This window comes from Alsobacter ponti, from assembly GCF_024294805.1.
GTDB classification, from domain to species: Bacteria; Pseudomonadota; Alphaproteobacteria; order Rhizobiales; family Beijerinckiaceae; genus Alsobacter; species Alsobacter ponti.
The window spans coordinates 1-21,784 of record NZ_JANCLU010000013.1; the positions used below are offsets into that span (position 1 = coordinate 1).

General features: G+C 69.3%; 19 protein-coding genes. 7 read left to right on the forward strand and 12 right to left on the reverse strand.

The genetic code is table 11. The features are described from left to right. Nucleotides 1-170: 170 nt before the first annotated feature. From NK718_RS13710 to NK718_RS13730, 5 genes are all read right to left on the reverse strand, one after another. Nucleotides 171-1,055, reverse strand: coding sequence for an NAD(P)-dependent oxidoreductase (locus NK718_RS13710; protein WP_254743326.1), 885 nt, complete (start codon nt 1,053-1,055; stop codon nt 171-173). A 4-nt stretch (nt 1,056-1,059) separates the two neighbouring features. After that, the gene (locus NK718_RS13715; protein WP_254743328.1) at nt 1,060-1,956 is read right to left on the reverse strand and encodes a carbohydrate ABC transporter permease; all 897 of its coding nucleotides are present in this window, start codon (nt 1,954-1,956) and stop codon (nt 1,060-1,062) included. Next, on the reverse strand, nt 1,949-2,923 hold the full coding sequence (locus NK718_RS13720; protein ID WP_254743330.1) for a carbohydrate ABC transporter permease: 975 nt from the start codon (nt 2,921-2,923) through the stop codon (nt 1,949-1,951). The genes NK718_RS13715 and NK718_RS13720 overlap by 8 nt, the downstream gene beginning before the upstream one ends. Before the next feature lie 100 nt (nt 2,924-3,023). Next, nucleotides 3,024-4,331: an ABC transporter substrate-binding protein gene (locus NK718_RS13725; RefSeq protein ID WP_254743332.1), complete on the reverse strand. Its 1,308-nt coding sequence runs from the start codon at nt 4,329-4,331 to the stop codon at nt 3,024-3,026. 90 nt (nt 4,332-4,421) lie between these two features. Next, entirely contained in the window at nt 4,422-5,486 is a 1,065-nt protein-coding gene (locus NK718_RS13730) for an ABC transporter ATP-binding protein (protein WP_254743334.1), read from the reverse strand. Between the two features lie 209 nt (nt 5,487-5,695). Between NK718_RS13730 and NK718_RS13735 the strand changes: the two genes are divergently transcribed. Together NK718_RS13735 and NK718_RS13740 are read left to right on the forward strand one after the other, a co-directional pair. Further along, nucleotides 5,696-6,658 carry a 2-hydroxyacid dehydrogenase gene (locus NK718_RS13735; protein ID WP_256515622.1) on the forward strand — a complete coding sequence of 321 codons (963 nt, stop codon included), beginning with the start codon at nt 5,696-5,698 and terminating at the stop codon, nt 6,656-6,658. A 166-nt stretch (nt 6,659-6,824) separates the two neighbouring features. Beyond that, nucleotides 6,825-7,628: an AprI/Inh family metalloprotease inhibitor gene (locus tag NK718_RS13740; RefSeq protein WP_254743336.1), complete on the forward strand. Its 804-nt coding sequence runs from the start codon at nt 6,825-6,827 to the stop codon at nt 7,626-7,628. 33 nt (nt 7,629-7,661) lie between these two features. On the opposite strand, the gene denD is transcribed toward NK718_RS13740, so the two are convergent. From denD to NK718_RS13760, 4 genes are read right to left on the reverse strand one after another with little or no spacing between them, the layout of a single operon-like run. Further along, on the reverse strand, nt 7,662-8,642 hold the full coding sequence (gene denD / locus NK718_RS13745) for a D-erythronate dehydrogenase (protein WP_254743338.1): 981 nt from the start codon (nt 8,640-8,642) through the stop codon (nt 7,662-7,664). Nucleotides 8,643-8,665: 23 nt separating this feature from the next. Beyond that, nucleotides 8,666-9,412 carry an SDR family oxidoreductase gene (locus NK718_RS13750; RefSeq protein ID WP_254743340.1) on the reverse strand — a complete coding sequence of 249 codons (747 nt, stop codon included), beginning with the start codon at nt 9,410-9,412 and terminating at the stop codon, nt 8,666-8,668. A 51-nt stretch (nt 9,413-9,463) separates the two neighbouring features. Then, nucleotides 9,464-10,195, reverse strand: a complete 732-nt coding sequence (locus NK718_RS13755; RefSeq protein WP_254743342.1) for a GNAT family N-acetyltransferase — start codon at nt 10,193-10,195, stop codon at nt 9,464-9,466. A gap of 55 nt (nt 10,196-10,250) precedes the next feature. Further along, a complete protein-coding gene (locus NK718_RS13760) occupies nt 10,251-12,317 on the reverse strand; it encodes an IlvD/Edd family dehydratase (protein ID WP_254743344.1) in 2,067 nt (688 codons plus the stop codon). Between the two features lie 169 nt (nt 12,318-12,486). Here NK718_RS13760 and NK718_RS13765 point away from each other — a divergent pair, with 169 nt between their 5' ends. Beyond that, entirely contained in the window at nt 12,487-13,668 is a 1,182-nt protein-coding gene (locus tag NK718_RS13765; protein WP_254743346.1) for a pyridoxal phosphate-dependent aminotransferase, read from the forward strand. A gap of 81 nt (nt 13,669-13,749) precedes the next feature. Then, complete coding sequence (locus NK718_RS13770; RefSeq protein ID WP_254743348.1) at nt 13,750-14,700, forward strand: hypothetical protein; 951 nt, start codon at nt 13,750-13,752, stop codon at nt 14,698-14,700. 19 nt (nt 14,701-14,719) lie between these two features. On the opposite strand, the gene eda is transcribed toward NK718_RS13770, so the two are convergent. The 3 genes from eda to NK718_RS13785 form a co-directional block, all read right to left on the reverse strand. Then, nucleotides 14,720-15,361 (reverse strand): bifunctional 4-hydroxy-2-oxoglutarate aldolase/2-dehydro-3-deoxy-phosphogluconate aldolase, encoded by a 642-nt coding sequence (eda, locus tag NK718_RS13775; RefSeq protein ID WP_254743350.1) that lies wholly within the window; start codon nt 15,359-15,361, stop codon nt 14,720-14,722. 72 nt (nt 15,362-15,433) lie between these two features. After that, a complete protein-coding gene (locus NK718_RS13780) occupies nt 15,434-18,595 on the reverse strand; it encodes an efflux RND transporter permease subunit (RefSeq protein WP_254743352.1) in 3,162 nt (1,053 codons plus the stop codon). A gap of 4 nt (nt 18,596-18,599) precedes the next feature. Further along, nucleotides 18,600-19,685, reverse strand: a complete 1,086-nt coding sequence (locus NK718_RS13785) for an efflux RND transporter periplasmic adaptor subunit (protein WP_254743354.1) — start codon at nt 19,683-19,685, stop codon at nt 18,600-18,602. A 236-nt stretch (nt 19,686-19,921) separates the two neighbouring features. On the opposite strand from NK718_RS13785, the gene NK718_RS13790 reads away from it, so the two are divergent. The 3 genes from NK718_RS13790 to NK718_RS13800 all read left to right on the forward strand — a co-directional run bounded on the left by NK718_RS13790 (nt 19,922) and on the right by NK718_RS13800 (nt 21,783). Continuing rightward, nucleotides 19,922-21,040, forward strand: a complete 1,119-nt coding sequence (locus tag NK718_RS13790; RefSeq protein WP_254743356.1) for a YihY/virulence factor BrkB family protein — start codon at nt 19,922-19,924, stop codon at nt 21,038-21,040. A gap of 167 nt (nt 21,041-21,207) precedes the next feature. Further along, the gene (locus tag NK718_RS13795) at nt 21,208-21,381 is read left to right on the forward strand and encodes a DUF1328 domain-containing protein (protein ID WP_254743358.1); all 174 of its coding nucleotides are present in this window, start codon (nt 21,208-21,210) and stop codon (nt 21,379-21,381) included. Nucleotides 21,382-21,567: 186 nt separating this feature from the next. Next, entirely contained in the window at nt 21,568-21,783 is a 216-nt protein-coding gene (locus NK718_RS13800) for a hypothetical protein (RefSeq protein ID WP_254743360.1), read from the forward strand. Nucleotide 21,784 lies beyond the last annotated feature (1 nt).

A 21,784-nucleotide genomic window follows, 5' to 3' on the forward strand; every position in this document is an offset into this window, starting at 1 on the left:
CACCCTCACCTCCGGCATCCGCCGGCGGGACGAGGCCCCCGCCGTTCCGCGCCGCCCTTCCGGGCATCGCAGAACAAGCCAAGCCCCGCATCCGGAAGGATGGCGGGCTATAGGCGCGTGGGACGGGCGGACTGGCGTCCGCCCTTTGGGCGCGTGGGGACGGCGAACCCTCAGTCTCCGAGGCCCGCCAGGTCGCGGTAGATCTCGACGACCTGGCTGTCGTCCTTGCCGCCGAGCCCGCCGGCGGAGGCGGCGAGGAACATCTGGTGGGCGACGGCGGCGAGCGGGGTCGTCACCTTCGAAGCGCGGCCGGCGTCGAGCACGATGCCCAGGTCCTTGACGAAGATGTCGACGGCGCTCGATACGACCGGGTCGTCCTCCAGCATGCGCGGCCCGCGGTCGTGCAGCATCCAGCTCGACGCCGCCGCGCCGCCGAGGATCTCCAGCGCGACCTTGCCCTCGATGCCGGCCTTCTCGGCCAGCACCAGCGCCTCGGCGCAGGCCGCGATATGGACGCCGCACAGGAGCTGGTTGACGGTCTTCACCGCCGCGCCCTGCCCCGGCGTCTCGCCGACGTGGAACAGCTTGTCCCCCAGCGCCTCCAGCACCGGCCGGGCGCGGGCGAAGATCTTGGACGGAGCCGCGGCCATGATGGTCAGCGTGCCGGCGGTCGCCCCCTTGGTGCCGCCCGAGACCGGCGCGTCCACCAGCGCGCAGCCGGCCTCGGCAACGCGCTCGGCCAGCGCCTTCACAGCCGCCGGCGGGCAGGTCGCCATCAGCACCACCACCGCGCCGGACGGCAGCGCGGCGAGCGCCCCGCCGTCGATGAGCACGGCCTCCGCCTGGGCGGCGTTGACCACCATCAGGATCAGCATGTCGGCCCCGCGCGCGGCCTCGGCCGCCGAGCCGGCGGCGTGGCCGCCCGCGTCGGGCAGGGCGTCGAGCGCGTCGCGGCGCATGTCGTAGCCCTGCACCCGGAACTGCCGCGCCACGAGGTTGCGCGCCATCGGCAGCCCCATGGCGCCGAGGCCGACGAATCCGACAGTCACGCTCATAGATTCATTCCTTCACCGCGCCGGTCATGGCCGACACGTAGTGCTCGACGAAGAACGAGTAGAGGATCACCAGCGGCAGCGAGCCGAGCAGCGCGCCCGCCATCAGCGAGCCCCAGCGGTAGATGTCGCCGTCCACGAACTCGCTGACGATGGCCACTGGCACCGTCTTGTTCTCTGTCGAGGACAGGAACGTGAGCGCGTAGATGAACTCGTTCCAGCACAGCGTCAGCGAGAAGATGCCGGCCGAGATCAGCCCCGGCACGGCGAGCGGCAGGATGATCTTGGTGAGGATCTGCATGCGCGACGCCCCGTCGATCAGCGCGCATTCCTCCAGCTCGTAGGGGATGGTCTTGAAGTAGCCCATCAGCAGCCAGGTCGAGAACGGAATCAGGATCGTGGGGTAGACCAGCACCAGCGCCATCGGGCTGTCGAACAGGCCGTAGGCCTGCACGATCGTCGCCAGCGGGATGAACAGGATCGACGGCGGCACCAGATAGGCGAGGAAGATCGCCGCGCCGACCCACTGCGCGCCCCGGTAGCGGATGCGCACGATGGCGTAGGCGGCCAGCACGCTCGCCACCAGCGACAGCGCCGTCGCCAGCACCGAGACGTACATCGTGTTCCACAGCCAGACCGGATAGTTCGACTCGAACAGGAGCTTGTTGATGTGCTTCAGCGTCGGGTTGACGACGAAGAACGGGTTGTAGGTGTCGAGGTCGATCAGCTGCTCGTCCGGTTTGATGGCGGTCAGCACCATCCAGTAGAATGGAAAGATCAGCACCACCATGATGAGGAAGAGGGGCACGTACACCGTCACGGCGCGGCGGGACGCGGTGTCCAGGTAGGTCATGCCCTCCGAGGCGTCCGTCAGGTGCGGGCGCGGCGCGGTCGCTTCAGTCATCCTGGCCTCCCTGCTGCCACTTGCGCCGTTGCAGGCCGAACCACGAGATCATGATCGCAACCAGCAGGAACGGCACCATCGAGATCGCGATGGCCGCCCCTTCGCCGAGATTCCCGGCCAGGATGGCGCGCTGGTAGGACAGCGTCGCCATGAGGTGCGTCGAGTTGACCGGGCCGCCGCGCGTCATCGCCCAGACCAACTGGAAGTCGGTGAAGGTGAGCAGCACCGAGAAGGTCATCACCACCGCGATGATCGGTGTGAGGATGGGGAAGGTGACGTAGCGGAAATTCTGCCAGCGGTTGGCCCCGTCCAGCGTCGCCGCCTCGTAGAGCGAGGGCGAGACGGTCTGCAGGCCGGCCAGCAGCGTGATGGCGATGAACGGCACGCCGCGCCAGACATTGGCGAAGATCAGCGACATGCGCGCGTTGTTGGGATCGCCGAGGAAGTTGATGTTGTGGTCGAGCAGCCCAAGATGGCGCAGCGACCATGAGATGATCGAGAACTGGCTGTCGAAGATCCACCAGAACGCGATGGCCGAGAGCACGGTCGGCACCACGAAGGGGATCAGCACGATCGACCGGATGAGCGCCTTGAAGGGCAGGTTCTCGTTGAGCAGCAACGCCAGATAGAGGCCGATCACGAACTTCAGGATCGACGCCACCACCGTGTAGAGCAGCGTGTTGAACACCGACAGCCAGAACACGTTGTCGGCGTCGTCCCACCACGGCAGGCCCAGCCACTCGTAGTTCTCGATGCCGATCCACGCGCCCTCTCGCCCGATCTTGGCGTCCGTGAAGGACAGCCAGAATCCCTTGCCCAGCGGATAGGCGAGGAACAGCATCAGGATCAGCGCGGCCGGCAGCATGAACCAGAAGCCGAGCCAGTTCCGGTTGATCTTGAGGCGGTCGTAGAACCCCGGCCTGTGCAAGTCCGCCCCGGCCAGGCGCCCTGCTGTGTTTTCGGTCATTTCGGACGTCCCCGGCCTGCGGCGATCCGGACGCGGTTCCCCTCCCGCGCCGACGAAAACGGCCGCGCCCCGAAAGGCGCGGCCGCGCATGTCCTCGGCCTCAGCGGAACAGGCGCTTGGCCTGGCGTTCCGCCTGGGCGATGGCGCCCTTCACGTCCTCGCGGCCGGTGCAGTAGTTGGCCACCATGTCCACGAGGATGAAATCGGAGATGGCGGCGGCCGCCTTCTCCGTCACCGGGCCGATGCCGCTGGCCGGCAGGGTGCGCTTGCCGGCGTCGCGGAACACGGTGTTCTTGGGGTCCTTGGTCCAGACCGGGTTGTTGTCGTAGGCGTTCAGCGGCTGGGTGAGATAGCCGGCCGCGGCCTCGAGCCACGGATTGTAGTTCTCGGCCTCCATCAGGAAGGTCACGAACGCCTTCGAGGCCTTCGGGTTCTTCGAGTACTTGAAGATCAGCAGCGGGAAGAGCAGCTGCAGTTCCTGCGGCTTGCCCACCGGGCCCACCGGCCACGCCGCGTGGTCCATGTCCTCGGCGATGGCGGTCATGTTCTGCGCCTTGGCGGCGGCGTAGATCGAGATGCCGTTGGCGGTGAGGTAGAGCTCGCCGGCGAGGAAGGCCTTGTTGTTGGAGGAGTCGTTCCACGACGCCGTGCCGGGCACGAAGGTCTCGTAGAGCTGCTTGGCGTAATCCAGCGCCTTGGCCGTCTCGGGCGAGTTGATGATGACCTTCTCATCCTTGTCGATGAGGTAGGAGCCGTGCGACCACAGCAGCCAGTGGATCCAGCCATTGGCGTCGCCCGTGGCGTGGCCGAGCGCAAAGCCGGACGGCGTGTTGTTCTTCTTCAGCGCGCGGCACAGCTCGAGGAAGCCGGCGGTGTCGCCGGGCACGCCCTTGAAGCCCGCCTTCTGCACGGCGCTGATGCGGTAGTTGATGTAGCCGCCGTTGAACGCCACCGGAACGGCGATCCACTTGCCCTTGCTCTGGCCGGTGGCGACAGCCGCCGGCACCCAGCCGCCGTATTTCTTGCCGAGATAGTCGGCGACGTCGGAGACGTCGGTGCACTTGTCGGGGAACAGGTGCGGCAGCGAGTGCAGGCCCCACACCATGTCGGGGCCCTGCCCCGTGTTGGCGGCGACGGACGCCTTGGGCTGAATGTCGTCGAAGGACTCGTTGGACACGTTCACCTTGACGCCGGTCGCCTTGGTGAAGGCCTCGACGATCTTCATGAACTGCGCGTCCTCGGCCTCGACGAAGCGCTTCCACCGGAGGATCGAGATCGTCGCGTTGGGCTCGGGCTTGAACGGCGACTGCTGCGCCCATGCCTTGGCGAAGTCGAGCAGGCCCGTGGCGCCGGCCGCGCCGAGCGCCGCGCCGGTCTTGATCAGTTTACGGCGATCCATGGAGAACATTGAGCGTATTCCTCCGATGTTGTGAGGCGGCGCATTCGGGGCGCCGCCCTTGCGAAGACGCCGCGCGGCAAGCCGCGCGGCGTCGAAACCTCAGCCGAGGCGCTTGCCCGTCTCGGCATCGAAAACGTGGACCAGCTTGGGGTCCGGGGAGATGCGAATCGTCTCGCCCGGGCCGGCCGTGATGCGCTCGCGGAACACGCACACCAGCTCGGAGCCGGCGACGCGGACGACGACCTGCGTCTCCGAACCGGTCGGCTCCACCACCACCACCTCGGCGGGCAGGCCGTTGGGGTCGAGATGGATGTGCTCGGGACGCATGCCGTAGACGACCGGGCGGCCGTCCGAGCCCTGCGGCGCGATGGCGAGCGGGAAGGCCCCGCCGGCGTCCGTGACCACCGAGGCCGGCGCGCCGGCGCGCACCTTGCCGCGAATGAAGTTCATCGCCGGCGAGCCGATGAAGCCTGCCACGAAGAGGTTGGCGGGGCGGTCATAGAGCTCCAGAGGCGCGCCCATCTGCTCGACGATGCCGTCGTGCATCACGACGATCTTGTCGGCCATGGTCATGGCCTCGATCTGGTCGTGGGTGACGTAGACCGTCGTGGTCTTCAGGCGCTGGTGAAGCTCCTTGATCTCGGTGCGCATCTGCACGCGCAGCTTGGCGTCGAGGTTGGACAGCGGCTCGTCGAAGAGAAAGACCTGCGGGTCGCGCACGATGGCGCGGCCCATGGCGACGCGCTGGCGCTGGCCGCCGGAGAGCTGGCGGGGATAGCGGTCCAGCAGCTTCTCGAGCCCGAGAATGCCGGCCGCCTTGTTGACCCGCGCCTCGATCTCCGACTTCGGCGCGCCGCGCAGCTTCATCGAGAACGCCATGTTGTCGGCGACCGTCATGTGCGGATAGAGCGCGTAGTTCTGGAACACCATCGCGATGTCGCGCTCCTTCGGCGGAACGTCGTTGACGACGCGATCGCCGATGCGGATGTCGCCGCCGCTGATGTTCTCCAGCCCCGCGATCATGCGCAGCAGCGTGGACTTGCCGCAGCCCGAAGGCCCGACCAGGATGACGAACTCGCCGTCGTTGATGTCGATGTTGACCCCGTGAATGACCTGGGTCGAGCCGAATGCCTTCCGCACGTCGCGGATGCCCACTGATGCCATTGAGTCCTCCCTGCTCGCCACGGGCCATGCCACGTTTCGGTCGAGCGTGTTGGAATTGACGGGCGGAGGAGGCCCGCTCGCGCTTGCCGCCTCCGAACCCGCCATGCATCATTGCATGCCGGTCAGGTAAATCAAGAAGCGACCTTGAACCGATTGAAAAGCCGTGTGAAGCAAGGCCAACGTGCAGGCCTATCTCCCGGAGGACCATCTTGAAGACGATCGACGTACTGGCGACCGGCAAGCTCATGCCGCTCGTCATGGAGCAGCTCGAAGCCAACTTCACGCTTCACCATCTCCCGGCCGAGGGCCGGGACGCGTTCCTCGCCGAGGTCGGCCCGCGCATTCGCGGCGTCGCCATGGGCGGCCACGCCAAGGTGGACGGCGCCTTCATGGGCAAGCTGCCGAAGCTGGAGATCGTCGCCAATTTCGGCGTCGGCTACGACTCGGTCGACGCCAAATGGGCCGGCGAGCACAAGATCGTGGTGACCAATACGCCGGACGTGCTGACGGAGGAGGTCGCCGACACGGCGCTCGGCCTGCTGCTGATGACGGCGCGCGACCTGTCGCGGTCGGAGCGCTATCTGCGGGCCGGCCTGTGGGAGAAGCAGGGTCCGTTCCCGCTCAGCACCTCCACCCTGCGCGACAAGACCGTCGGCATCCTGGCGCTCGGGCGCATCGGCAAGGCGATCGCCACGCGCTGCGAGGCGTTCGGCCTGAAGATCGTCTATCACGGCCGGTCCCCGCAGAAGGACGTGCCCTATCGCTACTACGCCAGCCTCGTCGAGATGGCGAAGGATGTCGACATCCTGATCAGCGTCGCGCCCGGCGGGCCCGACACGTTCCACATCGTCGACGCCGAAGTGCTGCGCGCGCTCGGCCCGGCCGGCATCCTCGTCAATATCGGCCGCGGCAGCGTGGTGGACGAGGGCGCGCTCATCAGCGCGCTGCAGAACAAGGTCATTCATTCCGCTGGCCTCGACGTGTTCGAGCACGAGCCGCACGTCCCCTCCGAGCTGATGGCGATGGACCATGTCGTACTGCTGCCGCATGTCGGCTCCGGCTCGGTCCACACCCGTCGCCTGATGGGCCAGCTCATGGTCGACAACCTGACCTCCTGGTTCGCCGGCAAGGGCCCGCTGACGCCGGTGTCCGAGACGCCCTGGCCGCGCTGAGCGCGGCCCTTCGCCCGGGCCGGGCGGCTCGGGCGCATTCGGCCGACGGTCCGACGCACTCGCCCCGCGCGCATCCCCCCAACGGATGGCGCGATTGCGTCGGCGGCTTCATTCGGAGCATTGTTCGGCGAAGGGCGACGCTGTCGCGAAAAGGCGGGGTGAAGGCATGACGGTGGCTTGCGCGCGCGGAACCTGGCGCTGGGCGGTGAGCGCCCTGGGCGCGCTCGTCGTCGCGGGGCTGGCGCTTCCGGCGTTCGCCCAGGAGGCCGCGCGCGGCCAGCCCGTGGCGGGCGACCTGCCGGCCAACGTGATGGACGCGCTCGCCGGCCCGTGGGACCTCACCAATCCGAGGACGCGGAAAACCTGCCGGGTCCAGTTCGGGGCGGGACGCGCCACGCACGGCTACGTGCTCGGCGTGCCGCCGGCCTGCCGCGCAACCGCGCCGGCGCTGGCCCAGATCTCCGGATGGGCGGTGACGCAGGACCGCCGCATCGCTTTTCTCGACGCCTCGGGCCAGGTCGCGACCGAGTTCCGCGCCGAGAAGGAAGGCCGCTACGCCTCGCCCGATCCGGACCGCATGGTGCTGGCGCCCGTCGGCGGGCAGGCCGGCGACCGCGCCAACGCCGTGTCCACCGCGCTCGCCAAGGCGGTGATGACGGACCTTCCGGCGCTCACCCCCGACGTGGTGTTCGGCCTCTATGGCGTGGCGCGCGACAAGTACAAGCCGATCTGCTCGATCGAGCTGACGTCGCGCCCGGCGCCGCGGCGCGGCCAGTACGTGGCGATCCTCTCCGGCGGCTGTCTCGATTCGGGGCTCAAGCTGTTCGACCCCACCTCCTGGTACACCGAGCGCGGCCGTCTGCACCTCGTCGCCCGCAAGGGCCACGAGCAGAGCTTCGCGCAGGGGCCGGACAGGATCTTCGAGAAGAACCCACCGAGCGGCGCGCAGATCTATTTGAAGAAGCAGTGAGGCCGGCCGGCGGCGCGGCCGGCCCCAATCCGCTCAGGCGATCTTGCCGCCCAGCTCGTCCTCGAGATGGACGCGGATGATCTCGTCGAAGGTCGTTTCCGCCACGAAGCCGAGTTCGGTGGCGCGGCGCGCGTCGAAATTGCGCGGCCAGCCTTCGACGATCTTCATGATGGTCGTGTCGGGCTCGCGGCGGATGCGCGCCACGACCTTGTCGCCGCCGACGCGGCGCAGCGCCTCGATCTGCTCGCCCACCGTCGCCGACAGGCCCGGCATCGTCAGCGCGCGGCGCGGGCCGATGCGGGACGTGTCCATGGTCGCGGCATGGACGAGGAAGCCCACGGCGGAGCGCGGCGAGGCATGCCAGTGGCGCACGTCCTCCGGCACCGGCAGCACCGCCTCGTGGCCGGCCAGCGGCTCGCGGATGATGTTCGAGAAAAAGCCGGACGCCGCCTTGTTGGGCGCGCCGGGCCGCACGCAGATGGTCGGCAGGCGGATGCCGACGCCGTCGAAGAAGCCCTTGCGGGTATAGTCGGAGAGTAGCAGCTCCCCCACGGCCTTCTGGGTGCCGTAGGAGGTGAGCGGCGTCGTGAAGAACTCGTCGCCGATCGCCGCCGGGAAGGGCGCGCCGAACACCGCGATGGACGAGGTGAACACCACACGCGGCTTGTAGCCGTCGCCCACCGCCCGGATCGCCTCGAACAGCTTCCACGCGCCGTCGAGATTGATGCGGTAGCCCTTCTCAAAGTCCTGTTCCGCCTCGCCGGACACGATGGCGGCGAGATGGAAAATGATGTCGGGGCGGCCGGCCACCAGCTTCGCCGCCTCGCCGGGCAGGGAGAAGTCCGACGCCACGGTCGTCGTCGCGAATGGGGCGCCCTCCGGCGCGCTCGGCTGGACGATATCGTGCAGCGTCGCCTTGTCGATGGGCTTGCCGCCCAGCCCGCCGTCCCTGACGAGGCGCTGGGTGAGCTTGCGGCCGACCATGCCGGCCGCGCCGATGATGAGGATGTGCATCGTCTGCCTCCCTGCCGCGCCGCTCAGAGCGCGAAGCCGCCGTCGACCAGGAAGATCTGGCCCGTCGTGTAGGCGGCCTCATCGCCGGCGAGATAGACCGCCATGGCGGCGATCTCCTCGGGCTTGCCGAGGCGGCCGATCGGCTGGCGGTCGATGAACGCCTGCCGCACCGCATCGACCGACTGGCCCGAGGTGCTGGCCAGCGTCGAAATGCGGTCGTCCAGCGACGGCGATTCGATGGTGCCCGGGCAGATGGCGTTGGCGCGCACGCCCTTGCGGATGAAGTCGGCCGCGACCGCCTTGGTGAGGCCGATCACCGCCGCCTTGGTCGCTCCGTAGACGTAGCGGTTCGGGATGCCGCGCACCGAGCCCGCGCCGGAGGCGATGTTGACGATGGCGCCGCCGCCCTTTGCCAGCATGCCGGGGAGGAACGCCTTGATGGTGCGGTGCATCGACTTGACGTTGATGTCGAACGAGAAGTCCCAGGCCTTGTCGTCGCACTCGAGCACGGTGCCGTGGTGCACGAAGCCGGCGGCGTTGCACAGGATGTCGATGGGGCCGGTCTCGCGCGCCAGCGCGGCGACGGCCTCGTCGGAGAGCACGTCGAGCTTGCGGACCGTCGCGCCCGACAGTCCGGCGAGCTTGTCGACCGCGATGTCGGTGGCCCACACCGTCGCGCCCTCGCGCACATAGGCCTCGGCGATGGCCCGCCCGATGCCCTGCGCCGCCGCGGTCACGACCGCGACCTTTCCATTCAGCCGTCCTGCCATGGGAGTGTCCCTTTCGATGTCGTTGAGGGCGGGCCGGGCCCGCCGGGCTTGTCAGGTGAGCGGCGCGCCGGCGAAATCGGACAGGCTCCGGCGCTGCCGTCCGTCGGCGTCGAAATTGTCGGGATTCAGCCAGGCCTCGAAGGCGGCGCGCCGCGCCGGCCATTCGTGATCGAGCATGGAGAACCAGGCGGTGTCCCGGTTGCGACCCTTGACGATCATGTGCTGCCGGAACAGGCCCTCGTAGGAGAAGCCGAAGCGCCGCGCAGCGCGCTGGGAGGGCGCGTTGCAGGCGTTGCACTTCCACTCGTAGCGCCGGTAGCCGAGGTCGTCGAAGACGTGGCGGGCGAACAGGTACTGCGCCTCGGTCGCGCCCGGCGTGCGCTGAAGCGAGCGGCCGTAGACGATGTTGCCGACCTCGACGACGCGGTTCGGCGCGTCGATGCGCATCAGCGTCTGGTAGCCGAGCGCGCGCCCGCTGGCGGCGTCAAGAATGGCGAAGAAGAGCGGGTCCGCCGACGCCGCCTTGGCGCGCAGGCTGGCCGTGAACGCCGAGAGATCGGCGAACGGGCCGTCGCCGAGATATTGCCACATCGCGCCTTCGCCCTCGCCGTGCGTCTCGGCGAACAGCTCCGCCGCGTGGCGCTCGGGATCGAGCGGCGCGAGCGTGACGTAGCGCCCGGCGAGCGTCGTGCGTTCCGGCCGCCGGGCGGCGTGCGACGCCACCTCCGGCCCGATCGGCAGACCGGTGCGGGGGTCGGGGACGGAGGCGGTGGACGCGGTCATGAGCAGTCCGGAAGCTCCGGCGCGCCCCTCCCGGCGGGAGAGGCGCACGCGGGGGTCAGTGGTTGTCGCGCGGCGCGCCCTTGGTGTGGGCGACGTCCTGATACTTCACCGCCGGCTTGAGCACCATGCCGGCGCCGAGCTGGTCGACCATCGAGCGCTGGATTTCCTGCCAGGGCGTCTGGCTCTCGGGGTACTTGTAGCCGCCGCGCTTCTGCAGGTCGGCGCGGCGCTTCGCCAGCTCCTCGTCCGAGATGAGGATGTCGGCGGTGCCCTTGCGCAGGTCGATGCGCACGCGGTCGCCCGTCTTCAGCAGCGCCAGGCCTCCGCCCGCCGCCGCCTCCGGCGAGGCGTTGAGGATGGAGGGCGAGCCCGAGGTTCCCGACTGGCGGCCGTCGCCGATGCAGGGAAGGGAATGGATGCCCTTCTTGATCAGCGCTGCCGGCGGCTGCATGTTCACCACCTCAGCCGCGCCGGGATAGCCGATTGGACCGGCGCCGCGCATGAACAGCATGCAGTTTTCGTCGATCTTCAGCTTCGGATCGTCGATGCGGTGGTGGTAGTCCTCCGGCCCGTCGAACACGATGGCGCGGCCCTCGAACGCCTCGGGGTCCTTGGGGTTGGACAGGTAGCGATTGCGGAACTCGTCGGAGATCACGCTGGTCTTCATCACCGCGTTGTCGAACAGGTTCCCCTTCAGCACGATGAACCCGGCGTCCTTCATCATCGGCTTGTCGATGGGATAGATGACGTCGTGGTCCTGCACCGGCCGGTTGCGGCAGTTCTCGCCCATGGTGCGGCCGTTGACGGTCAGCGCGTTCTCGTGGATGAGCCGCTTCTTCATCAGCTCGTTGACCACGGCGGGAATCCCGCCGGCGCGGTGGTACTCCTCGCAGAGATAGTGGCCGGCCGGCTGCACGTTTGCGATCAGCGGGACCTTGTGGCCCACCTTCTCCCAGTCCTCGACGGTGAGCTTGACGCCGATGTGGCGGGCGATGGCGTTGATATGGATCGGCGCGTTGGTCGAGCCGCCGATGGCCGAGTTGACGACGATGGCGTTCTCGAACGCCTCGCGGGTCAGGATGTCGGAGGGCTTGAGGTCCTCCCACACCATCTGGACGGCGCGCTTGCCGGTCTCGTAGGCGATCTGGCCGCGCTCGCGATAGGGAGCCGGGATGGCCGCGCAGCCCGGCAGCGACATGCCGAGCGCTTCCGCCAGGCCGTTCATCGTCGAGGCCGTGCCCATCGTGTTGCAGTGGCCGACCGACGGCGCGGACGAGGCCACGATGTCGATGAACTCGTTGTAGTCGATCTCGCCGGCGGCCAGCCGCTCGCGCGACTTCCACACGATGGTGCCGGAGCCAGAGAGCTCGCCCTTCCAGTAGCCGTTCAGCATCGGGCCGCCGGAGAGCACGATGGCGGGGATGTTCACCGTCGCCGCCGCCATGATGCAGGCCGGCGTCGTCTTGTCGCAGCCGGTGGTGAGCACCACGCCGTCGAGGGGGTAGCCGTAAAGCAGCTCGACGAGGCCGAGATAGGCGAGGTTGCGGTCGAGCGAGGCGGTGGGACGCTTGCCGGTCTCCTGAATCGGATGGACCGGAAACTCGAAGCACACGCCGCCGGCCGCCGTGATGCCCTCGCGCACCCGCTTGGCGAGGTCGAGGTGATGGCGGTTGCAGGGCGACAGGTCGGAGCCGGTCTGGGCGATGCCGATGATCGGCTTGCCGGACATCAGCTCTTCGCGGGTGAGCCCGAAGTTGAGGTAGCGCTCGAGGTAGAGCGCCGTCATGCCGGGATTGTCGGGGTTGTCGAACCAGAGCTGCGAGCGCAGCTTGCGCTCTCCGCCGCCGAGCGCCGCCTTGGAAGGACGCTGCGGGCCGCGCGCCGGGGCCTTGCCGGCTGCGCCCTTGGCGGAAGCCGACGCCTTCGCGACCTTCGACGCCGCGCCGGGCGCGACGACGCCGCCGCCCTTGGCGGGCTTCGCCGCGGCCGCGCGGGCCGGAGCCGCCTTGGCCGGAGTGCTGGCGGACGCACCGCCGGCGGACGCCTTCGCGGCCTTGGCGTTGACGCCCGGCTTGGCGGCCTTGCCGCCCGGCTTTCCGGTTCCCTTGCCCTTGACGGCCATGTCGTCCCCCTTATGCGTTTCCTCGCCTCACCGGTCATTCGAACCGATTTGATTTCGGCGTGACATCAGCCTAAATGCGCGCCGAAATCAATCGTCCGCTGGCGTCGAGCATTGTTCTGAGCGCATGTCAGACAACGCCAAGACCACCGACGTACGCAGGGGGAGCGCCATGTTGCACACCGTCAAGTCGTTCGACCGCATCGGCGAGGAAAACGCCTTCGCGGTGCTCGCCCGCGCCACCGAGCTTCAGCGCCAGGGCCGCGACGTCATCAACCTGGGCATCGGCCAGCCGGATTTCCGCACGCCGGACCACATCGTCGAGGCCGCCATCAAGGCGCTGCGCGACGGCCACCACGGCTACACGCCGGCGACCGGCATCCTGCCGCTGCGCGAGGCGGTGGCGGCGGACCTGCACAAGCGGCTCGGCGTCGAGGTCGATCCCGAACTGGTGCTGATCGTGCCGGGCGGCAAGGTGACCATGTTCATGGCCATCCTGATGTTCGGCGAGCCCGGCGCGGAGATCCTGTATCCTGACCCTGGCTTCCCGATCTATCGCTCGATGATCGAGTTCACCGGCGCGACCCCGGTTCCGGTGCCGATCCGCGAGGCCAACGGCTTCGCCTTCTCCGCCGAGGAGACGCTGTCGCTGATCACGCCGCGCACGCGGCTGCTGATCGTCAACTCGCCGGCCAACCCCACCGGCGGCGTCACCCCGAAGGCGGAGATCGACAAGCTGGTCGAGGGTCTTCGCCGGCATCCCGATGTGGCGATCATGTCGGACGAGATCTATGGCCAGATGACCTATGACGGCCTCGCCCACCAGACGCTGCTCGCCTATCCCGACATCCGCGACCGCCTGATCCTGCTCGACGGCTGGTCCAAGACCTACGCCATGACCGGCTGGCGCATGGGGTTCTCGGTGTGGCCGAAGCGCCTCTATGAGAACGCCCGCAAGCTGGCGGTGAACTCCTACAGCTGCGTCAACGCCTCGGCGCAGTTCGCGGGCCTCGCCGCCCTCACCGGCCCGCAGGACGCGGTGCGCGACATGGTCGCCGAGTTCGACCGCCGCCGGAAGGTGGTGACGGAAGGGCTCAATGCGCTGCCGAACGTGTCGGCGGCCGTGCCGAAGGGCGCGTTCTACGCGTTTCCGAACATCTCCAAGACCGGCTGGAAGGCCAAGCGCCTCGCCTCCGCGCTGCTCGAGCAGGCCGGCGTCGCCACCATCGGCGGGCCGGACTTCGGCGTCCACGGCGAGGGCTATATCCGGCTCAGCTACGCCAACTCGACCGAGAACATCCGCAAGGCCCTGGCCCGGATGGGCGAATTCCTGGCGACGGCGAAGCCGGACTGACGCGGGGGCTTGCGGAAGACGCCGGGCGGCTTCACAAAGCCGCCACCGCCCGCCGTTCCCTCGCCTCCCCGGAGCTCCCGCGTGTCCGCCATCCAGCGCGCCGTCCGCCTCGTCCTCGCCGCCGCGCTCGCGCTGCCGCCGCTCGCCGCCATGGCGCAGCAGAAGGACATGGGCGTCAACGTCGCCGGGCGCAGCAAGCCGACCTTGTGCGCCGAGGACGACAACGTCTACCTCACCTTCTCGAACCCGCGCGTCCGCTACTTCAAGCTGGAGGCCCGGCCGCCGGCGGTGATCGGCTCCATCGCGCAGGACTCGCGCGCGCCGGACTTCACCGACTGCACCATCAAGGACCAGCCGCCCGGGCCCGAGGACAAGGTCGAGCGCCTCGTGCTGTACGAGGACGACGAGCTGATGCTCGTCGGCTACCGGCACTCCGAGTTCTGGCGCAAGGGCGACGTGCCGGTCACGGTCGGCGACCGCATGGAACGCGCGCTCCACCTCGTGCAGCTCTTCGCCAAGACGCCGCGCGGTCCCTACGAATACCTCGTGCTCTACCCGCTCGACGGCTACTGGCGGCTGCGCCCGTTGCCGCCGGCGCGGCTCGACGAGATCGCCTACGGCACGTCGTTCCTGGTCGGCCCAGTCGAGGAGAAGGAGCGCCCGTTCGTGTCTCTGCGCGCGGTCCGCTTCATGCCGAAGATCAAGAGCTTCGAGCTCACCTTCGCCAAGGGGGAGGCCGGCACGGTGCGCGTCGCCGAGCTCGGCGAGAGCGCGGCCTCCGTCGAGGTGAAGCTGGAGGCGGGGACGCGCGGCCGACCCTTCGCCGCGCTGCGCTCGATGTTCGTGATGGAGACCAACGCCGACGCCGCCCACGTCGCCTGGAAGGAGCCGCGCGGCAAGGGCTGGGTGTCGCGCCCCGTGATGGACTTCTACGGCAGCTACGCCACGGAGTTCTGGCTGGGACGCACCGCGCCCTCGCGCCACAACACCAGCGCGCCCGACACGCTGCTGAAGGGCTTCGCGCCCGAGTGAGGCGCGGGACCGGAGCCGGCTAGCCGCGCAGCCCGGCCGCCTCGCGCGACAGCCGCGTCACCGTCGCCCAGTCGCCCGCCTTCACGGCGGCGGCCGGCAGCACCCACGAGCCGCCCACGCACGCCACGTTGGGCAGCGCCAGGTAGGCGCGGGCCTTGGCGGCGTCGATGCCGCCGGTCGGGCAGAAGGTCAGGTGCGGCAGCGGAGCCGCCAACGACTTGAGATAGGCGACGCCGCCCGCCGCCTCGGCCGGAAAGAACTTCAGCACGTGGTGGCCCATCTCGGCCATCGCCATGGCCTCGCTGGCCGTGGCGACGCCGGGCAGCAGCGGCGCCGGGCCGCGCGCCGCGGCCTCCGCGAGCTTCGTCGTGGCCCCCGGGCTGACCAGGAACCGCGCCCCCGCCGACGCCGCCTCCGACACCTGGGAGGGCGTCAGCACCGTGCCCGCTCCCACCACCGCGCCCGGCACGTGCCGGGCCATCGCCTCGATCGCCTCGAGCGCGCTGTCGGTGCGCAGCGTCACCTCGAGCACCGGCAGCCCGCCCGCCACCAGCGCGGTCGCCATCTCCACCGCCTGCGCGGGGTGGTCGACGGTGATGACCGGCACCACGGGCGCGAGCCGAAGGGTGGACAGCAGGAACTCGGTGCGGGCGTCGCTCATCGGGGGCGTCCTTGGTGCGGTCGGTTCCGTCGTGTGGTGAACCGGGATGCGGCCGGCGTCAACCCGCGCGGCTCACTCCGCCGCGGCGGCGGCGGCGCCCTCGGCCCCGACATCCCGCGCCGGCGCGGCCCGCGCGGCCCGGCGCGCGGCGCGGGCCTGCCTGCGCCGCGCGCGCCACGCCGAAAGGTTGGCCAGCGCCATCAGCGCCGCCGGCGTCACCACCAGCGTCAGCACCGTCGCAAAGCCCAGGCCGAACACGATCGCGGTCGACAAATGGATCCACCACTGCGTCGACGGCGCGCCGACCGCGACCTCGCGGTTGACGAAGTCCAGATTGACGCCGAAGGCGATGGCGAGCACGCCGAGCACCGCCGTCACCGCCGTCAGCACCACGGGGCGGGCGCGCTCCCGGCAAGTCTCCACGATGGCGTCGTAGGCCTCCATGCCTTCGCGGCGCAGCCTGTCGTAGGTGTCGATCAGCACGATGTTGTTGTTCACGATGACGCCGGCGTTGGCGATGACGCCGATGCCGGTCATCACCACGCCGAACGCCTGGCCCATCGTCATCAGGCCGATCAGCACGCCGATGGTCGACAGCACGACGGCCGACAGCACCAGCATGACGCTGGAGAACTTGTTGAACTGCGCCAGCAGGATCGCGAAGATCAGGAACAGCGCCGTGCCGAACGCCTTCATCAGGAAGGCGCCCGCCTTCTCGCGCTCCTCGTCCTCGCCCTTCATCCGGAACACCACGCCCGGCCCGAGGTCCATGGCGCGCAGGTCCTTCACCAGCGCCTGCTGCACGGCCGCGCTCTGCACCCCCTCCGCGAGGTTGGCGGAGACGGTGATGACGCGCTGGCCGGCGACGCGGTTGATCTGCCCGACGCGCGGCGTCGCGATGCGCTCGACGAAGTTGCCGACGGGCACGGAGCCGACCGGCGTGTTCATGCGCAGCTCCTCCAGCTCGTCGAGGTTGCGCATGTTTTCCGGGAAACGGACAATGAGGTCGACCGACTTGTCGGTCTCGTTCGGGCGGTACTCGGTGATCTTCAGCCCGTTGGTGACGAGCTGCACGGCGGTGCCGACCGTCGCCGCACTGGCGCCGTACTTGGCCGCCTCGGTCTTGTTGACGCGGATGGTCCAGTCGATGCCCGGCAGCGGCAGGCCGTTGTCGAGGTCGCGGATGTCGGGCCGCTTCTCCAGCAGCGCCGCGACCTTGACGGCGGCCGCGGGCAGCAGGTCGGGGTCGAGCGCGGTGAGCTGCACCTGCACAGGCTTGCCGGTGGGCGGGCCGCCCTTCGGCGCCGTCACCTCGACATTGACGCCCGGAATGTCGGCCGAGGCGGCGCGGATCTCGTCCATGATCTCGTGCGCCGGCCGCCGGTGCTGCCAGTCGACGAACTCGAACTGGATGGTGCCGACCGTGTCTTCGGAGATTTCGCTCGAGCCCTTCTGGCCTTCGCCCGCCCGGGCGTAGACCGTGCGGATCTCCTTCATCGGCAGGATGCGGTCCTCGACGATGCGCACCAGCCGATCCTTCTCGACGAGCGAGAGATTGCCGCGCGCGTGGACCTGAACGAGCCCGTAGTCCGGCTCCACATTCGGGAAGAACTCGACCCCGTTGCCGAAGCGGCCATAGGCGTACTGCACGCCGACCAGCAGCAGCGCGGTCGCGAACAGCGTCGAGAGCGGTCGGCGCAGCGTGGCGCGCACCACGGTCATGTAGACACCGCGCTCGGCGGCGCGCTCGTCGTGCGGCTTGTCGCTGGCCCGGCCCAGCAGCGCCCCGAGCGTCGGCGTGAAGAACAGCGCCACGACCAGCGAGGCCGAGAGCGTCGCGATCAGCGTCAGGGGCAGGTACTTCATGAACTGGCCGACGATGCCTGGCCAGAACATCAGCGGCGAGAACGCGGCGACGCGCGTCGCGGTGGCGGCGATCACCGGGCCCGCCATGCGGCGCGCCGCCAGCGAATAGGCCTGCTTGGGCTGCATGCCCTCCGCCATGCGGCGCTCGGCGAACTCCGAGACGATGATGGCATCGTCGACCAGCATGCCGACGGCGAGGATCAGCGCGAACAGCACGACGATGTTGACCGTCAGCCCCGCCATCTGCAGGCCGAGGATGCCGGTGAGAAACGAGGCGGGGATGGCGATGCCGATGAACAGCGAGGCGCGCCCGCCGAGCACGACGAGCATGATGACGAACACGAGCAGCACCGCCGTGATGACGCTGTTCTGCAGCTCGTGCAGCATGTCCCGGATGGTCTTCGACTTGTCCTGGGTGAACGACACGTCGATGGCGCCCGGCCACGCCTGTCGCAGCTGCGCGACGACGTACTTCACGCCGTCGACCGTCTCGATCAGGTTGGCGCCGGTGCGCTTGGAGACCTCGATGGCGATGGCCGGCTTGCCGTTGACGCGGGTGATCGAGGTCGCGTCCTTGAAGGTGGGGCGCACCTCGGCGACGTCGCCGAGCGCGACGCTGGCCCCGGGCGTCGCCGCCAGCGGCAGCGACAGCACGTCCTGCGGCTTCTCGATGAGGCCGGGCACCTTGACGGCGAAGCGGCCGCTGCCGCCCTCCAGCGCGCCGGCGGTGACCAGCGTGTTGCCCTGCGTGGTGGCGGCGATCAGTTCGGGCAGCGAGATGCCGTAGCTCTTCAGCAGCATCGGCTCGGCGATCACCTCGACCACCTCGTCCCGCGCGCCGCGCAATTCGGCGGAGAGCACGCCGGGAATCTGCTCGATCGCCGTCTTGGCGGACCGGGCGACGCGCAGCAGCGTCCGTTCCGGCACCTCGCCGGTCAGCGCGACGACGAGGATCGGGAACAGCGACAGATTGACCTCGCGCACCGCCGGCTGGTCGGCGTCGCGGGGCAGGTCGCGCTTGGCGTCATCGACCTTGGCGCGCACGTCGGCGAGCGCCTTGGCGGCGTTGAAGCCGGCCTCGAATTCGAGCAGCACGAAGCCGCCGCCCTCGAACGCGGTGGAGCGCATCTCCTTGACGTTGGCGACGGACTTGAGCTGCGTCTCCACCGGCCGCAGCAGCAGGCGCTCGGAATCCTCCGGGCTGATGCCCCGCTGCGACAGCTGCACGTAGACGATCGGCACCTGGACGTCCGGCTCCGCCTCCTTGGGGATCGTGATATAGGCCGAGAAGCCCGCCACGAGCAGGAAGAGCAGCAGCGCCAGCGTCAGCCGCGCGTGCGAGATGGCGAAGTCGACGGGGTTGCGCATCGGTTCAGCTCGCCGCCTGGCCCGTCGCCGGGACCGGCTCGACGTGCTGGCCTTCCTTCACGAAGTCCTGGCCCTGCACGATGATGCGCGCGCCGGCCTTGATGCCGGAGACCCACAGGAATTCCGCCTCGTCCTCGACGAGCGACACCGGCACGAAGGCGACCACGTCGCCCTCGCCCACCACGCGCACGCCAAGCCGCCCCTCGGCCGAGAAGGTCAGCGCCGAGCGCGTGATGCGCGTCGCCGGCGTCGGCGCGAGCCGCAGCGACACTTCGGCGGTGACGCCGTCCGGGATGGCGCCGTCCTGGTTGGGGATGCGGACCTCGACGCGGTAGGTGCGGGTCTGGGCGCTCGCCTTGCTGGAGATGAAGCGCACCGCGCCCTCCACGTTGACGCCCGTGGCCAGGCGAACCGCGGCCCCGTCCCCGACCTTGACCCCGCTCAGCCGGCGCTCGGAGATCTCCACCACGGCCAGCATCGGGTCGAGCGCGATGACCTCGGCCACCGGCGCGCCGGGCTGCATGGCCTGGCCGATGACCGCCGGCAATTCATTGACGATGCCGGTGATGGGAGCCAGCACGGTGCCGCGGTCGCGCTCGGCGATGGCCTGGGCCAACGCCGCCTCGGCGGAGCGCAGGTCCGCCTCGAGCTGCACGAGGTTCAGCCGCGGCAGGTTGCCCGCGTCGATGAGCTTGCGGCGGGCGTCGAACTCGGCATTGCGCTGCTCCAGCCGGGCCCGCGCCTGCAGCACGTTGGCCTCGCGCGCCTCGTCCGAGAGAACGGCGATCGGGTCGCCTTCCGCCACCTTCGAGCCGCGCTGCACCTTGATGTGGGTGACGAAGCCGTTGGCGCGCGCCACCGCCATGGTGCGCTGGTCGGCCTCGGTGCGCCCGGACAGCGTCAGGCGGCGGGCGCGCTCGACGACGTCCGCCGTCGCGACGGCGACGCGGAACGGCTTCGCTTCGGCGGATGGCGTCAGGGCCGACGCCGGCCGTGCGCGTTCGGCCTTGCCCAGGCCGTAATGGCCGGAAGCGATCCACGCGCCGGCGGCGAGCACCAGCAGGACGGCGATCAGGCGGCTCCAGGTCATGGTCGGTCCTTCGGGCGCAAAGGCGCTCGGGCCCGGCCTCGCCGTTCCCGCCGCCACGGCCGCGTCTTTTGAACCCGCGCCGGGCAAACCGCAAGGCCGGCCTCCAAATTCGCCGCCCCGCGACGTGCGCGATGTGCGCCTTCGCTCCCGCGCCCCGCAAGGAAAGCCCCAGGAACAAGGGGAGCGGGCGCACGTTTGGCAGCACGAGACTTTTCAACACTTTGCGGGCCGAACCCATGACCGACCGACCCATCAATTCCCCGCGCGGCCGCCACGGCGGACATTCGTGGCTCACCTCGCTGATCGTCGGGCTCGGGGCCGCGACGCTGTTTTCGCGCGGCGGGGCCGCCCGCCCGGCCCGCCCGGCGCGCAAGGGCCGCGGCGACGCGCACGAGGCCCGCGGCGAGGGCGACCGCGGCCGCTCGGCGACGACTCCGGCGCAGATCCCCGCTCCGGGGTGGAAGGACATCCTGTTTCGCGTCTGGAGCGAGATGCAGGAGGACCGCCTGCTGTCGGTGGCGGCGGGCGTGACGTTCTACAGCCTGCTGGCGCTGTTCCCGGCTATCGCGGCCTTCGTCTCCATCTACGGCCTGGTGGCGGACGCCAGCACCATCCAACAGCATCTCCAGAGCCTCTCCTTCCTGCTGCCGGGCGGCGCCATCGATGTCATCGGCGAGCAGGTCAAGCGCATCGCCAGTCAGGGCAACGACAAGCTTTCCATGGCGCTCGCCTTCAGCGTGCTGCTGTCGCTGTGGAGCGCCAACGCCGGGATGAAGGCGCTCTTCGATGCGCTGAACGTCGTCTACGAGGAGGAGGAGAAGCGCAGCTTCATCCGCCTCAACGCGACCTCGCTGGCGTTCACGGTCGGGGCGATCGTGTTCATGATGCTGGCGATCGCGGGCATCGTGGCGGTGCCCATCGTGCTGAAGTTCGTGGGCCTGGGCGCCATGGCGGAAGCGCTGATCAAGCTCGCGCGCTGGCCGGTGCTGCTGGTCGTCATCGCGCTGGCCCTGTCGGTGATCTACCGCTACGGCCCCAGCCGCGAGCGGGCGCAGTGGCGCTGGGTGACGTGGGGGAGCGCCTTCGCGTCGGTGGCCTGGATCGTCGTCTCGATCCTGTTCTCGTGGTACGCCGCCAATTTCGGCAGCTACAACGAGACCTACGGTTCGCTCGGCGCGGTGATCGGCTTCATGACGTGGATCTGGCTGTCGACGACGGTGATCCTGCTCGGCGCCGAGCTGAACGCCGAGATCGAACACCAGACGGCGGCCGACACCACCACGGACGCGCCGCGTCCGCTGGGCGCGCGAGGCGCGCGGATGGCCGACACGGTGGGCGCGCCCAAGGCAAGCTGACGGAACCTTCGCCGGCGCGGCACGATTGTTCCTCGCGACAGGCGCCGTCGCGCCGAAACGGATCGCGCCCGCCCCGCACGGGGTCGGCGCGGTCTTCCATCAGTCCGCTGCATGCGTCGCGCGAGACGCTTCCCGGTCCCGCGGCATGCCCGAGCGAGGAGACGTCCATGCTGCGTTGGGCCCTGATCTTCTTCGTCATTTCCATCGTCGCCGGCTTTTTCGGATTCTCCGGCGTCTCGGTCGCCACGGCCCGGATCGCCAAGATCCTGTTCGTCGTCGCGCTGATCCTCCTGCTGGTCACGCTCGTGATGGCGCTGATCGCCGGCCAGGCCGTGTTCTGAACCGGAACCCGGACCGCGCGGCCGAGTTGGTGTTGCATACGTCAAGAGAGGGAGAACGACGATGGGTCTTGGAAAATCCGCCCTGCTTTGGCTTATCGGAGTGCCGATCCCGGTGATCGTGCTTCTCTGGCTGTTCATGCGCTGAGCGGGTTCATCCCGCCCCATCGAATTCATCGGGAGACGCATGTGCTGGAGGAAAAGCTGACCACGCACAGGTTCCAGATCGGCCAGGATGTTCGCATCGTGAGCTCGACGGACCTGCGCCTTCAGATGCGGCAGAGCCGGTTCAAGGTGATCCGTCTGCTGCCCGAAACGCCGGAAGGCCAGCCCGAATATCGCATCAAGGGCGAGCACGAGGCGTTCGAGAGACTGGTGCTCGAGCGCGACATCGCGCCGTGCTGAC

Coding starts and splice junctions, on each gene's coding strand:
- NK718_RS13730 (WP_254743334.1), bottom strand. CDS start 5,486: ATGGCATCAGTGGGCATCCGCGACGTGCGGAAGGCATTCGGCTCGACC.
- NK718_RS13795 (WP_254743358.1), top strand. CDS start 21,208: ATGCTGCGTTGGGCCCTGATCTTCTTCGTCATTTCCATCGTCGCCGGC.
- NK718_RS13780 (WP_254743352.1), bottom strand. CDS start 18,595: ATGCGCAACCCCGTCGACTTCGCCATCTCGCACGCGCGGCTGACGCTG.
- NK718_RS13720 (WP_254743330.1), bottom strand. CDS start 2,923: ATGACCGAAAACACAGCAGGGCGCCTGGCCGGGGCGGACTTGCACAGG.
- NK718_RS13765 (WP_254743346.1), top strand. CDS start 12,487: ATGTTGCACACCGTCAAGTCGTTCGACCGCATCGGCGAGGAAAACGCC.
- NK718_RS13740 (WP_254743336.1), top strand. CDS start 6,825: ATGACGGTGGCTTGCGCGCGCGGAACCTGGCGCTGGGCGGTGAGCGCC.
- denD (WP_254743338.1), bottom strand. CDS start 8,642: ATGCACATCCTCATCATCGGCGCGGCCGGCATGGTCGGCCGCAAGCTC.
- NK718_RS13710 (WP_254743326.1), bottom strand. CDS start 1,055: ATGAGCGTGACTGTCGGATTCGTCGGCCTCGGCGCCATGGGGCTGCCG.
- NK718_RS13755 (WP_254743342.1), bottom strand. CDS start 10,195: ATGACCGCGTCCACCGCCTCCGTCCCCGACCCCCGCACCGGTCTGCCG.
- NK718_RS13715 (WP_254743328.1), bottom strand. CDS start 1,956: ATGACTGAAGCGACCGCGCCGCGCCCGCACCTGACGGACGCCTCGGAG.
- eda (WP_254743350.1), bottom strand. CDS start 15,361: ATGAGCGACGCCCGCACCGAGTTCCTGCTGTCCACCCTTCGGCTCGCG.
- NK718_RS13725 (WP_254743332.1), bottom strand. CDS start 4,331: ATGTTCTCCATGGATCGCCGTAAACTGATCAAGACCGGCGCGGCGCTC.
- NK718_RS13760 (WP_254743344.1), bottom strand. CDS start 12,317: ATGGCCGTCAAGGGCAAGGGAACCGGAAAGCCGGGCGGCAAGGCCGCC.
- NK718_RS13785 (WP_254743354.1), bottom strand. CDS start 19,685: ATGACCTGGAGCCGCCTGATCGCCGTCCTGCTGGTGCTCGCCGCCGGC.
- NK718_RS13790 (WP_254743356.1), top strand. CDS start 19,922: ATGACCGACCGACCCATCAATTCCCCGCGCGGCCGCCACGGCGGACAT.
- NK718_RS13750 (WP_254743340.1), bottom strand. CDS start 9,412: ATGGCAGGACGGCTGAATGGAAAGGTCGCGGTCGTGACCGCGGCGGCG.